General features: G+C 51.6%; 10 protein-coding genes, 1 tRNA gene and 2 pseudogenes. 9 read left to right on the top strand and 4 right to left on the bottom strand.

The annotated features are described in order from the left end of the window. Nucleotides 1-267 precede the first annotated feature (267 nt). Both meaB and HYT77_10790 read left to right on the top strand, forming a co-directional pair. Nucleotides 268-1,215, top strand: coding sequence for a methylmalonyl Co-A mutase-associated GTPase MeaB (gene meaB, locus HYT77_10795; protein MBI2068478.1), 948 nt, complete (start codon nt 268-270; stop codon nt 1,213-1,215). Continuing rightward, nucleotides 1,161-2,615, top strand: coding sequence for an aldehyde dehydrogenase family protein (locus HYT77_10790; protein MBI2068477.1), 1,455 nt, complete (start codon nt 1,161-1,163; stop codon nt 2,613-2,615). Before meaB ends, HYT77_10790 begins: the two co-directional genes overlap by 55 nt. On the opposite strand, the gene HYT77_10785 is transcribed toward HYT77_10790, so the two are convergent. Beyond that, nucleotides 2,593-3,396 carry an SAM-dependent chlorinase/fluorinase gene (locus tag HYT77_10785; protein ID MBI2068476.1) on the bottom strand — a complete coding sequence of 268 codons (804 nt, stop codon included), beginning with the start codon at nt 3,394-3,396 and terminating at the stop codon, nt 2,593-2,595. The genes HYT77_10790 and HYT77_10785 overlap by 23 nt on opposite strands. A 143-nt stretch (nt 3,397-3,539) precedes the next feature. On the opposite strand from HYT77_10785, the gene HYT77_10780 reads away from it, so the two are divergent. Continuing rightward, nucleotides 3,540-3,611, top strand: a tRNA-Met gene (locus HYT77_10780). Nucleotides 3,612-4,345: 734 nt separating this feature from the next. On the opposite strand, the gene HYT77_10775 is transcribed toward HYT77_10780, so the two are convergent. Continuing rightward, on the bottom strand, nt 4,346-4,894 hold the full coding sequence (locus HYT77_10775) for a DUF4190 domain-containing protein (GenBank protein ID MBI2068475.1): 549 nt from the start codon (nt 4,892-4,894) through the stop codon (nt 4,346-4,348). A 139-nt stretch (nt 4,895-5,033) separates the two neighbouring features. Between HYT77_10775 and der the strand changes: the two genes are divergently transcribed. Beyond that, complete coding sequence (der, locus tag HYT77_10770; protein ID MBI2068474.1) at nt 5,034-6,368, top strand: ribosome biogenesis GTPase Der; 1,335 nt, start codon at nt 5,034-5,036, stop codon at nt 6,366-6,368. A gap of 7 nt (nt 6,369-6,375) precedes the next feature. On the opposite strand, the gene HYT77_10765 is transcribed toward der, so the two are convergent. Then, nucleotides 6,376-7,125, bottom strand: a complete 750-nt coding sequence (locus HYT77_10765; protein ID MBI2068473.1) for an alpha/beta fold hydrolase — start codon at nt 7,123-7,125, stop codon at nt 6,376-6,378. A 98-nt stretch (nt 7,126-7,223) separates the two neighbouring features. Here HYT77_10765 and HYT77_10760 point away from each other — a divergent pair, with 98 nt between their 5' ends. The 4 genes and pseudogenes from HYT77_10760 to guaA all read left to right on the top strand — a co-directional run bounded on the left by HYT77_10760 (nt 7,224) and on the right by guaA (nt 11,979). Continuing rightward, nucleotides 7,224-7,910 (top strand): tetratricopeptide repeat protein, encoded by a 687-nt coding sequence (locus HYT77_10760; GenBank protein ID MBI2068472.1) that lies wholly within the window; start codon nt 7,224-7,226, stop codon nt 7,908-7,910. After that, nucleotides 7,907-9,061, top strand: coding sequence for a PQQ-binding-like beta-propeller repeat protein (locus HYT77_10755; protein MBI2068471.1), 1,155 nt, complete (start codon nt 7,907-7,909; stop codon nt 9,059-9,061). The genes HYT77_10760 and HYT77_10755 overlap by 4 nt, the downstream gene beginning before the upstream one ends. A gap of 31 nt (nt 9,062-9,092) precedes the next feature. After that, nucleotides 9,093-10,550, top strand: coding sequence for an IMP dehydrogenase (guaB, locus tag HYT77_10750; protein ID MBI2068470.1), 1,458 nt, complete (start codon nt 9,093-9,095; stop codon nt 10,548-10,550). Next, nucleotides 10,547-11,979 (top strand): annotated as a pseudogene (guaA, locus tag HYT77_10745) (glutamine-hydrolyzing GMP synthase). The gene guaB and the pseudogene guaA overlap by 4 nt, the downstream one beginning before the upstream one ends. A 34-nt stretch (nt 11,980-12,013) precedes the next feature. Here the strand turns inward: guaA and HYT77_10740 are convergent. After that, nucleotides 12,014-12,676 (bottom strand): hypothetical protein, encoded by a 663-nt coding sequence (locus HYT77_10740; GenBank protein MBI2068469.1) that lies wholly within the window; start codon nt 12,674-12,676, stop codon nt 12,014-12,016. A gap of 156 nt (nt 12,677-12,832) precedes the next feature. Between HYT77_10740 and HYT77_10735 the strand changes: the two are divergent. Further along, nucleotides 12,833-12,934 (top strand): annotated as a pseudogene (locus tag HYT77_10735) (hypothetical protein).

Here is a 12,934-nt window from a genome sequence, read left to right as displayed (position 1 = left end):
GAGCGTGATGGTGTTCATGAAGACATCACCTGCGCCTGAAAGAAAATCTCCGAATCCCATTCGTCCTCCTGCAGCCTATATTTGCAATCATCATGCCGCCTCATAAGTTAAATTTTATATAATAATATCAATGAGATAATAATAAGTCTTGGAGGGCGTGGGGAGTGAATGGAATGGCAAATGAGGGTTATAGTCACCATGGCAAATCTCAAGCAAAATCAGAGGTTCGCTTGTCTTGTGTATGGCTAATCAGGTAGTGAGGCACCGATGGGCTCTTCAGAGTTGCTCAGCAAAATGCTGTCCGGTGATCGTCTGGCGCTCGCACGGCTCATTTCCCATATTGAAAGTCGCCCCTCAGATCACCTTGCGATACTTTCCAAGGTGCAGGAACGGTGTCGGGGGGTTCCTGTGATTGGGATCACAGGACCGCCGGGTGCCGGCAAAAGCACGTTGGTCGATCAGCTCATCACGCGGCTTCGCCAACAGAAAGAGAAGATCGGTGTGGTAGCGATTGATCCCTCAAGTCCCTTTTCGGGTGGGGCGGTGCTGGGAGACCGGATCCGGATGCAGGGGCATGCCGGTGATGAATCGGTCTTTATCCGGAGTTTGGGAAGTCGAGGGAGTCGCGGTGGCCTTTCTCGCGCAACACGCGAGGTGGTAAAACTTTATGATGCGTTTGGAATGGACCTTGTCTTGGTTGAGACGGTTGGTGTTGGCCAGACCGAATTGGATATCATGGCGCTCGCCAGCACGACGATCGTCATGCTGACGCCTGAATCGGGCGATGCGATCCAGACGCTTAAGGCCGGGATTCTTGAGATTGCGGATATCTTTGTTGTGAACAAGTCGGATCGAGAGGGGGCCGATCGAATCCTCTCCGAACTTAAGGTGATGCTCGAAATCTCCTCGAAAAATGGCGGATGGAAGGTCCCTGTCTTGCCGCTTCAGGCGGTGAAGGGGATCGGTATTGAGGAATTAATCGCCCGGATCGAGGACCATCGCGAGTGGTCTCATCGAATCGGGCAAAAGGAGAGGGAGAAGATCACTCAGGAAGAGGTAGCAGAAATTGTTATGGACGAGCTACGAAAGAGGCTGACTTTTTCGGTCCTTCCGGGGGATAATCCGTACCGGAAGGCTGAAGAGCTCTTGAAGGGGGTGTTATGGAACAAGCAGCGGTCCGCTCGGCAAGGCAGAACGAAGGCGCGGAAAGATTGATACGGAATATTTTTGAAAAACAGCAGGCCAACCGGTGGCGGGTTTCCGGGACCACCGCGGTGGAACGCATTGAAAAACTAAAAAAGCTCAAAGAGGCGATTCTTTCCCGTCAGGGGGAATTGCAACAGGCGATTCATGACGATTTCAAGAAGAATCCCGGTGAAGTCGATGTCACCGAGGTTTTTCCTGTCGTTGCCGAGATTGGTCACGCGATCCGACACCTCTCAGGCTGGATGAAGCCGCACCGCGTGAAGACGCCATTTGTTCTTTTTGGGACAAGGAGCGAGGTGCGTTACGAGCCGAAGGGTGTCGTCCTGATCCTCTCTCCATGGAACTATCCGTTTCAACTGCTCCTCTCACCGCTCGTTGCGGCGATTGTGGCCGGTAACTGCGCTATCTTGAAACCGTCCGCCAAGGTTCCACAGACCTCCGCATTTTTGAAGAGACTGATCACTGACCTCTTTCCGGAGGATGAGATTGCGTTGATCGAGGGGGGGCATGACATGGCGGATGCCCTGCTCGAACTTCCGTTCGATCATATCTTTTTCACGGGGAGTCCCCCGATTGGGAGGAGGGTGATGGGGGCTGCGGCGAAAAACCTCGCCTCGGTCACGCTGGAGCTTGGTGGAAAATCGCCCGTTATCGTCGATGAAACGGCCGATCTGAAGAAGACGGCGGAGCGGCTTGTCTGGGGGAAATTTATCAATGCGGGACAGACCTGCGTGGCGCCGGACTATCTCCTCATCGATAAAAGGCTCGAGGCTGATTTTATTCGGGAGGCGAAGAGTGTCATCGAATCACGCTATGGGAAGGATGACGCCTCACAGGAGGCGAGTGGCGATTTCTGCCGCCTCGTGACCCGTGAACACCTGCAGCATCTTAAAAGTCTCCTGGACGCCTCGGTTCAGGCGGGCGCAAGGATTGAGACCGGTGGAAAAATAAATTCTGAAGGACGCTATCTTTCTCCAACACTGCTTTCGAACGTTCGACAGAGCACACCGATCATGAGGGAGGAGATTTTTGGACCGATCCTGCCGATTCTGACCTTTGAGCGGCTTGAAGAGGCGATTCAGGCCGTCCAATCGCGTCCAAAGCCGCTCGCCCTTTATATCTTTTCGAAAAATTCCGGGAACATTGAACAGATTCTCCGGACGACGAGTGCCGGAGGGACCTGTGTCAATAGCCTCATCATTCATCTCGCCAACGCGGATCTCCCGTTTGGAGGGATCGGTGAGAGCGGGATGGGGAACTACCACGGCTTTTATGGATTCAAGACCTTTTCCCACGAGAGGGCGGTGCTTCGTCAGGGGAGGATCGATATATTACGTTTTTTCTATCCCCCCTACACGCGGTCGGTTCGAGCGATCATCCGACTCGCTACAAAATTTTTTGCAAGGTGACGGTATCACCCAGACGGACCGGAAATTTTTTCACGAAACTCCCCTGATTGATCGCCGCCTCGACGCGGGTATAGTCGTCCTTTATGATACAGGCGCTTCCTGCAGGCACGTCACCGAAGGTCTGGACATGGGTCATCCGAAGTGACTTTTTTCCGGAACGGATCAGGATTTTTCCGCCGAGGGGGAGATCGAACTGATCCCACGTTTTCTGAAGAATATTGAGGAAGAGCGTCCCAAACCGGTTGATATGGATGACAATCGCCTCGATCCTGTTCCCCTTGATGAAGGCATCTTTATAAGGGGCCTGTGTCAGCTCTTTTTCGGGGATCTGTTGGCCAAAATCGGACAAAGGAACTCCCTTTGAGAGATAGGCGGCTGCCATGGCGAAGAGATCCCGGCCATGAAAGATCGGCGAGACCGGTTTACGCTGGTATCTTGGGTTGGTCAATTCATGTGTCTTGATGATGCCGCCGAGGATTCGTGTCGCCGGGATCAAAACACCGTTGTCAGGACCGACGAGGATATCACCGCGTGCTACTTGAATCGCTATGCCGCGTCTTTTTGTTCCGACGCCAGGATCAACGACACAGACATGGTATCCCACCGGCATTGTCACGAGTGTTTCCATCGTCCGGGCCCCCTGCAAGAGGCTAAAGCGTTCAATGCCATGCATCTGGTGGATGACCCGGGCCTCGGGGTTCACCTCATAGATGACCCCTTCCATCGCACCACAGCCGTAGCTCTGTTTTTCAAAATCGGATGAGAGGGTGATGAGTGGCATCAGGCGACTATTTTTCCAACAAAGGAATTTAGCAACAGATTTTATTGATTCCAACTATTCCGGATGCTACGAAACGGTGTTTGGCAAGGAGCCGGCGACGAGGGGAACGCAGCAGATGGCATTTTTCAACAGCCCCCCCTTATGGCAGCGTAGCTCAGGGGTAGAGCAGACGGTTCATACCCGTCGTGTCGGAGGTTCAAATCCTCCCGCTGCCACAGCGTCATAATCATTTCTTGGCTTTGTCGGAGGATTTGAACGGCGTTGAGCGCTCGGCGATGAGCCGAGAAAAAGTCGCCAACTCCGGCGGCTGTCAGCGAAACGCCGACGCCCTGAGCCGTATTGACGATGTTTTTAGGCGAAGGGCAAATCCTCCCGCTGCCACACCCTACTTATTCGCTTCATGTAGTTGGGCGCGAAATGCATGAATGTGAATCAGGTGCCTACGCAGGATTGTCAATCCAGTAGCTGCTACTCCTCCAAGGAGAGCCAAATTCATTGACCGATTTATCTTATTTACCGGAGCAAGCAGGAACGCGGCCAATATTAGGACAATCGTTCCTACTCCCCCGACGTTCAATGTAAGGGGAAGTGCGGCCCAATGATCTAAGTTGTTGGTCGCATCATACACCTCATGGAGAAATGCCTCTTGGTCGTTCGGCAATGTAAGTCGTTTAAAATCCGATGTAGAACGGGCAAAACGAAATGCTTCTCTTAATTCCGCGGAGGTTTGCTCAACGTATTGGTCGGATCGATTCAACGAGTTTCTACTAAAGCTCTGATCAACGTCTGGGTGATAACAGCTGACTCGAATGTCCTGATTTCTACGGAGGGTCCAGAGCAGTTCATCTTTTGTAAGATCTCCTTGTAACGGGATCTTGGCCCCCTGGTAACATCGTATCGCTTCAGCAGTTGAGAGAGAGGTTGTCATAAAAACTCCTTAATGTCCGCTTTAGCGAGGCGTGGGTTCGTTATTCGCTTCCCGGAGTCGATTACGAAATCTGTCGGTGTGAATCTGGTATCCCAGGACGAGACTCAGGCCAGTGGCGACCGCTCCCAATCCAATGGCAATCCACATTTTTTTGCCACTTTCTAATCCTACAACAATAGCTGCGATGCCTGTTATTATGCCTCCAAGGACCAGTATCGGTGTATAAAAACCCCAATGGGTTGAGTCGTGAGTTGCGTCATCCACCTCATGGAGGAAGTTTTCTTGATCCCCTAAAGTGGCTACTGATTTTGTCAATTCTCTGAAGTGGGATGTAGAACGGGCATACCGGAACGCCTCTCTCAATTCGTCGGATGTCTTCACTTTATATTCGTCGGATATATCCTCGGACCGGAGTTTAAGGTCGGCATTTCGATGGTAGCAGCTGACTCGAATGTCCTGATTTCTACGGAGGGTCCAGAGCAGTTTATCTTTTGTAAGATCTCCTTGTAACGGGATCTTGGCCCCCTTGTAACATCGTATCGCTTCAGCCGTTGAGAGAGAGGTTGGCATAAAAACTCCTTGTCCGGGTCTGGGTAACTCTTCGGTTGATCCGGTAAAAAGGTTGCTTTCAAAATGGAGAGAATCCATAACACCCGTCTTGTTCCCTCCCCTTAAAGAGCAAGGGGAGGGCCCGAAGGCCGGAGGAGCTATGAGGCAGAACAGCGGGGGTCAAGGAAGGCCAATCATCGCCATTGTCGGCCGACCGAATGTCGGCAAATCAACGCTGTTTAACCGACTGATCGGATCGCGCAGGGCGATTACACTTGATCTGGCGGGGGTCAGTCGGGACCGCCATTACGGGCATGCCTCCTGGAATGGAAAAGATTTTGTGGTTGTTGATACGGGTGGATTTCCGGACGACCCGTCTCGCGGCTTGAAGAAGAAAGTTCGCGAACAGATTGATCTGGCGATTCGAGAGGCAGACATCGTCCTCTTGTTGATGGATGGAAAGGCCGGGTTGCTGCCGGAAGACCAGGAGATCGGACGGCACCTCCGGAAATCCTCCAAAAAAGTTGTCGTGGCTGTCACCAAGATTGATGAGGCGTTTCATGAGAGTCGGCTCTCGGAGTTCTACTCCATTGGCAGAGAGCTTTTCCCCGTTTCGGGGGAGCATGGGTATGGTGTGGCGGAGCTTCTTGATCATCTGACAGAAGAGTTTCGGACCGAAGAAGAGGAGGCGCCCAAGAGGAGTGAGTTGACTCAAATAGCCATTATGGGACGTCCCAATGTTGGCAAGTCCTCTCTTCTCAATCGATTGTTGGGGGAGGAACGTGTGGTGGTGGACGAAACCCCGGGGACCACACGGGATGTGATTGATACGGATTTAACCATTGATGGAAAAAGATATCGAATTTTAGATACGGCTGGGATCCGTCGTCATGGAAAATGGAGTTCGGAGCTGGAACGATTTGCGGTTCTGCAAACACTCAAGGCGGCGGATCGTTCCGACGTTTGTCTTATCCTGCTCGATGCGAAAGAGGGGATTCACCGGCAGGATCTCCATGTGGTCGGCTATGCCTTTGAGGCCAAAAAAGAAATCGTTCTTGTCTTGAACAAGTGGGATCTGGTCCCTTACAAGAGGGGAGTCGAAAAAATTTACAAGGAGCAGCTTTTTGAAAAGCTCCGGTTTTTGGCCCATGCGCCTCTCCTTCTGATTTCCGCCAAAACAGGGCAGGGGCTTGATTCCCTCTGGCCAACGATTGATCGCCTTCACACGGTCTCCGGTAAAAGGGTCAAGACGAGTCAATTAAACGATTTTTTGGAGGAACTCACCCTCTCGCACAATCCACCGATCTACAAGGGGAAGCCCGTGAAGTTCTACTATGTCACCCAGGTTGGCGTTCATCCACCGACATTCGTTGTCTTTGTGAATGAACCGACAGGGGTCCATTTTTCTTATCAGAGGTATTTCTTGAATGCCTTCCGCAAAAAATTTGAGTTTGAGGGGGCGCCGCTTATGATTTATTATCGCAAGAAAAAATGAAGTGAATTTAATCCCCCAATTCTTTTCGGATCAGATCAAACACCTTTTTGTTCAGGAGATAATCGACATGGCTCACTTCCTTGAGTTCAACATTTTTCATGTTTTTTGATCCTTTTGGAATCTCCAGCATCGCACTCCGATAAAAACAGACGCGGTCCTTCCTCGAATAGATCGAGATAAAACGAACCTTGGAGGGGAACCGTCCGCGATTCAGTTGTCTCAAGAAACGGGAGAAGGGGGCCATTTCCCAAAGGCTTCTTGAAACGAGAGAGAGCGGCGAGAAGAGTGCCATGAGGGCCCAGGGATTGCCGTAATGGGGGGTCCCGAGTGTGATCAAATTCCTGACCCGGCGATACCCCCCCAACCTCTTGATGTAATAATGTCCAATAATCCCCCCCTTGGAGTGGCCGATAATACTGATCTTCTTTAACTTATGGCGACGACAAAGCCGTTCTACCTTCTCTTTGACATGATGGGCCAGCTCCTCGATCGAGCGGGTGTTAAAGGTGTTAAAGATCCCCCCCAGATTGTAGCTGAAGACCGAGAAACCGGCTGCCCTGAGCCGGCGCTCGAGAAGCGTAAAGACGCGACGTGTCGCCCCATAGCCATGAAGGAGCAGGACAGGATGTTGGCAGGAGCCAAAATCGGTCAGTCGTTCAATCTTGTTTCCCGAGAGAGAGAATTTAAAGTAGGTCAAAAGGGCGCTTAAGTCATCCTTCACCTCCCGGAAGTTATCGTGAACTGTTTTCAGGATCATATTGGCGACTTGCTTGACACAAAAAAATTCGTCCGGCAATAAGACTTAGTCCTTCAATTCATAAATTCGGTGACGAATTTATTTACTCAGGACTAGCTATGGTGCTCTACAAGAAAGTTGAAACGGTTCGGGCTCGCCCTGTCTTCTCCGGTTTTTCTCTGGAGAGATTGCTATCCCAGGTTTGGAAAAAAAGGGGTCTCTGGATTCTCCCCCTCTGTTTTATGGTGGTCGTTCTTGTCGGGTATGCGGGGTACGAGTGGTATCAGGATCGCTACGCCGATCAGGCGGCGGCCCTTCTGCACGAGCAAAAGGAATGGGCTGATGCCAACAAGGTTACTCAGGAGTTTGATCGCTCCGACTCCGCTATTATTGTACGAATGGCCAAGGGAGGGAAGGCGCTGAAGGAGAAAAAATGGGATGAGGCAGTCCCTCTTTACGAATCGTTATTAAAACTCCCTCCCCGTTATGCCTTTTTTCGGGTGGCCGCTCTTCAGAATCTGGCCCTTGTCTATCGCGAGAAGAAGGAATGGGAGAAGGCGCTGGATTATCTCAAGCAGGCCGAAAACGACCCGGAAAACGCCCTGCCTGACTATTCAAGGTTCCTGACCGCCCAGGTCTTGCTCGACAAGGGGGATACGGAAGGGGCCGTGAAGATTTATGATCAACTCGCCAAGGAGGCGAGCCTCCCGGATCTTCGAACCGAGGCAGAAAAACGTAAAACGTCCCTTGCGGCCCCCAAGCAGGAGCCTTCCAAAAAGGCTAAAAAGCGGGGAGCCAAAAAGTGAGGACGGTTGGCCCATTCCTTCTCACCCTTGCCCTGATCATTTCTGGTGCCGTCCTGGCGAATGAACCGGCCCATTGGAGAAACCGAGGGTACCACTACGCCCCTAAAACAAGAGTCCCCTTCAAGGCCAAGTGGATCTCGGTCGCCAAGAAGGGAAGGATTTTCAAGTATAAGAGGAGGGAGTTCTCTTCCCCCTTTGTTTTTGGAGAACTTCTTTTTTTGGGGAGTGACAATGGGACCTTTTACGCCATCCAAAAATCAAACGGTCATAAAAAATGGCGCTTTAAGGCGAATGGGACGATTAACTCCAAGGCGATCGGCGATGGGAGGCGGGTTTATTTTGGTGATGACAAGGGGATTCTCTACGCCCTCGAGAGTGATTCAGGGAAACTGATCTGGGAGAGGCCTCTTGGATCGGAGATTCTGTCCGCCCCGGTCATTGAACAGGGGCGGCTTTATCTGGCCGCCTCGGAGGGGCAGGTGTATGCGATTGATGCGAGTGATGGCAGAACCGTTTGGCAGGTTGATCACCTGACTCCTCCTCTCCAGATGGCGGTTCGTGGAAATTCTCCTCCGGTTTTGGATGGAAGGGGACGTCTCTATCTTGGATTCTCCGACGGGACCTTCCGGGCCCTTTCCACAAGGGATGGCAGAGTTGTTTGGGAGAAGCGTCTCATGAATGACGGCAACGGTTTCAGCGACCTCGATGCCCCTCCCTTGATTGAGGGAGACAATATTTATCTCTCCCTCTTTGATGGTCCCCTGTATGCGTTGTCTTTAAAATCGGGAAATATTCTCTGGTCGCGTGATCTCGGGAGCGGTGTGTCGATCGTTGGTGAGGGGAAAACGCTCTTTGTGTCCGGCTCGCGGGGATCCCTTTATGCACTCAACAAGGCGGATGGAGAGGTTCTATGGGAGACAAAGGTTGGGGAGGGGGCCTTGACCGCACCGGTTGTTTATCAAAACATCCTCGCGGTCGGTCTTTCGTCTTCCACGATGAATTTCTTCGAACGTGAGACCGGAAAGCTCCTGTACCGTCGCTTTACTAAAAAAGGGATCTCTTCTGACCCCGCCATTGATGAGGGTCGGCTTTACTACTTCTCCAACGGTGGGCGGTTATATTCCCTCAAGCTGCTTCCCCGTTCGCCTTGACAGTTATCGTTCCTTAGAGTAACTCCCCGCCATGGTACCCCAAGAAATCCCGATCGCGCTAACTTTCGACGACGTTCTGCTGCTTCCCCAAAAAAGTGAAGTCCTGCCCCATGAGGTCGATACCTCCACGCTGCTCGCACGCGATATCCGTCTTAAAATTCCGATGGTCTCCGCTGCAATGGACTCGGTGACAGAATCCAAGACGGCGATTGCGATGGCCCGAATGGGGGGGGTCGGGGTTATCCATCGTAATATGGATCTCAACCTCCAGGCCCTCGAGGTGGCAAAGGTCAAGCGGGCTGAGTCGGGAATGATCTTGAACCCCATCACATTAAATCCCCAGCAAAAACTGAAAGAGGCAGTGGTCGTGATGCAGGAGAACAACATCTCCGGTGTCCCGATCACGGAAGGCGGCCGGCTTGTCGGGATACTGACGAGTCGTGACCTTCGTTTTGAAACCAATCTGGGCCTCAAGATTGCTGATGCGATGACCACAAAGGTTATTACGACCGGAGAGACGACAACGCTCGAGCAGGCACGGGAGATTTTGCAGAAAAACAGGATCGAAAAACTTCCTGTCGTTGATGATCGGGGAAATCTCAAGGGGCTCTTCACGATCAAAGATGTGAAAAGGGCCACTGAGTTTCCAAATGCCTGCAAAGATAGCCTAGGGCGTCTTCGTGTTGGTGCGGCGATCGGGGTTGGAGAATCAGCCTTGGTTCGAGCCGGCCGTCTGATTGAGTCAGGTGTTGATTTAGTGGCGATTGATACCGCTCACGGGCATTCGGCCGGTGTTCTGGAGACGGCGCGGGAGTTTAAAAAGAATTTTAATGTTCCGTTGATCGTTGGTAACGTTGCAACAGGCGAGGCGGTTCAGGAGCTCGTAAAGATTGGCGTTGATGCGGTCAAGGTGGGTGTCGGGCCGGGATCGATTTGTACGACACGGATGGTTTCCGGTGTTGGTGTCCCTCAATTCTCAGCGGTTTTAGAATGCTCACGTGTCGCCCGTGATCGTGGAATTCCGGTGATTGCCGATGGCGGCATCAAATATTCCGGAGATATCACCAAGGCACTTGCGGCCGGGGCCGATGCGGTGATGATCGGTGGACTTTTTGCTGGTACCGATGAGGCGCCCGGCGAGACGATTCTTTATCAGGGAAGAACTTACAAGGCGTATCGTGGTATGGGTTCCCTGGGCGCGATGGTCAAGGGGAGTGGTGATCGTTATGCCCAAGGGGGTGTCGAAGATCGCTCCAAACTGGTTCCGGAAGGGGTGGAGGGGATGGTTCCTCACAGGGGTTCGCTCTCTTCGCACCTTTACCAGTTAGTGGGCGGCCTTCGGGCCGGCATGGGTTATCTCGGGGCTAAAAATCTCCAGGAGCTGAGGGCCAAGGCCCGCTTTGTACGGATTACCGCCTCCGGCCTCAAAGAGAGCCATGTTCACGATGTGATGATTACGAAAGAAGCACCTAACTACAAACCGGAATGAGCAAAGTCTTAATCCTTGATTTCGGGTCCCAGTACACCCAGTTGATTGCCCGCCGTGTGCGGGAACTGAAAGTTTATTGTGAGATTTTGCCCTGCACCGTTTTGCTCGACCAAATCAGAAAATTCTCACCGGACGCGATCATCCTCTCCGGAGGTCCCTCGAGTGTCTATGACAAGGAGGCCCCAACGGCCGATCGCCGTCTCCTCAATCTGGATCTTCCGGTCCTTGGCATTTGCTATGGTATGCAGTGGATCGCCAAGATGGAGGGGGGGCAGGTGGCGCCGGCGCTGGTTCGGGAATACGGCTTCTCAAAGATACATGTGCTCAAGCGGGAAGGGTTGTTTGCCGGATTTCCCGTGGGAGAGACGCCGGTTTGGATGAGTCATGGTGATCATGTCGTCTCGCCACCCCCCGGGTATGAAATCATCGCCGAGAGTCATAATAAACTTCATGCCGCCATTGGGAACACACAGAAAAAGATTTACGGGATTCAGTTTCATCCCGAGGTGGTTCACACCCCGCTCGGCAAGCAGCTCCTCCAGAATTTTCTCTATCGCGTGGTTGGACTGGAGGGGAATTGGTCGATGGAGACCTTTGTAGAAAAAAAGGTTGATGAGATTCGAAAGATCGTTGGAACCCGAAAGGTTCTTTGTGCCGTTTCGGGTGGCGTTGACTCCTCTACGATGGCGGCCCTCCTGCATAAAGCGGTTCCCGACCAACTGGAGTCTTTTTTTATTGATAATGGCCTTCTCCGTAAAAACGAGGGAGAGCGGGTGGTCGATCTTTTCAATCGCCACATGAAGATTCCTCTTAAAAAAATTGATGCCGGTGAACGTTTCTTGAAGGAGCTTCAAGGGATCGAGGAGCCGGAGCAAAAGAGGAAGATCATCGGGCGGGTTTTTATTGAGGTGTTTGAGGAGGAGGCGCGGAAAATCCCGGACGTTCATTTTCTGGCCCAGGGGACGCTCTACCCGGATGTGATTGAATCCGTTTCATTTCGGGGACCGTCGGCCACGATCAAAAGCCACCATAATGTCGGCGGATTGCCCGAAAAGATGAATCTCACGCTTATTGAGCCCTTTCGTGAATTATTTAAGGATGAGGTGAGGATGATCGGCCGTCTTCTCGGAATGGCGGAGGAGATCGTCCAGCGTCAGCCGTTTCCCGGGCCGGGACTTGCCGTCCGTGTCATTGGTGAGGTGACAAAGGAGAGGCTCAATGTTTTGAAGGAGGCGGATGATATCGTCATCACCGAATTTAAAAAGGCAGAATTCTATAACAAGGTCTGGCAATCCTTTGCCGTCCTTTTCGCCTGCCACCGGAGCTTTTGGGAAAAATATCAAGCCGGATTATCAACGAGGTTCGAGGCGTCAACCGCGTCGTCTACGATATCTCATCCAAACCGCCCGCTACGATTGAGTGGGAATAGGCCATTGAATTTTATGGTCTGCTAGCTTGTAGTGTTATAGTGAGATAGGCTCCGTTCGGAGTGAGTGACCGGCATTGTTAGCATCATTAGTATCGAAAATGGGATGGCGGTTGATAGTGAAAGAGTGCAGCCGACCTATGAGGTATGAAGCTAAGAGTGCCACGGAAGCCCCGGCTACAACCATCACAGCTCCAACTTTCAGATTATGTATGACAACAACACACCTCTTAACCATCTCGGCCTGATCGGCTATCTCTGCACAGATCTTGGCCCCACGCATGAGGGTGATGGCTTCTGCAGTACAGTGTTGTGAAGGGGCTTTTCCTGTGCTCTGCATTATACCCTCCATGGATTTTTTCAAAGAATTGTTCATGTCATTAAGTTGAGTTCTCAAGAGACCTAAACGGGTATGCTTGCCAGTTGCAGCTACTAATAATTCAAGAGCTCTTAATGCCCTAGTATTGTTGCCGTCATTAAATAAAGTTTTCTGTAAAAAGGCGTCCATTGGTTGAGTCATGTATTCGGTAATACCAGAATAACTACTAGGTGGAACGAACGTTCCGTCCCCATACATCAAAAATAGTCCATTGTCGGTAATAGATGCTTCCCGGACGGCCGTAGCAACTGCCTCCAATCTCATTGCCTGTACCTCAAAAAGGCAAATGACATTGTCTGCCAGCCCCTCTATTGAATTCATAAAACCCTCCTGTTTTTGTCTTCGTGATAGTCTTCGTGTTCGAACCAAAAAAGTTTTGATCTAACGTGCATAACCCGCCTGTTTTCGTACCCTGTAAGGGTACAGGCCGACCATTGAGATAGACAAAATATCTGGAGAGTGGTTAACAATTGTAACAAAGTCTGGCAATCCTTTGCCGTCCTTTTACCGATCAAAACGGTTGGGGTGATGGGGGATAACCGGACTTATGAGAATGTTATTGCCCTTCGTGTTGTTGAG

It is taken from the genome of Deltaproteobacteria bacterium (genome assembly GCA_016180855.1).
Classification (GTDB): Bacteria; UBA10199; UBA10199; order JACPAL01; family JACPAL01; genus JACPAL01.
Note: the sequence above shows the minus strand (reverse complement) of the source record. Positions and strands in the feature narration are given on the sequence as shown.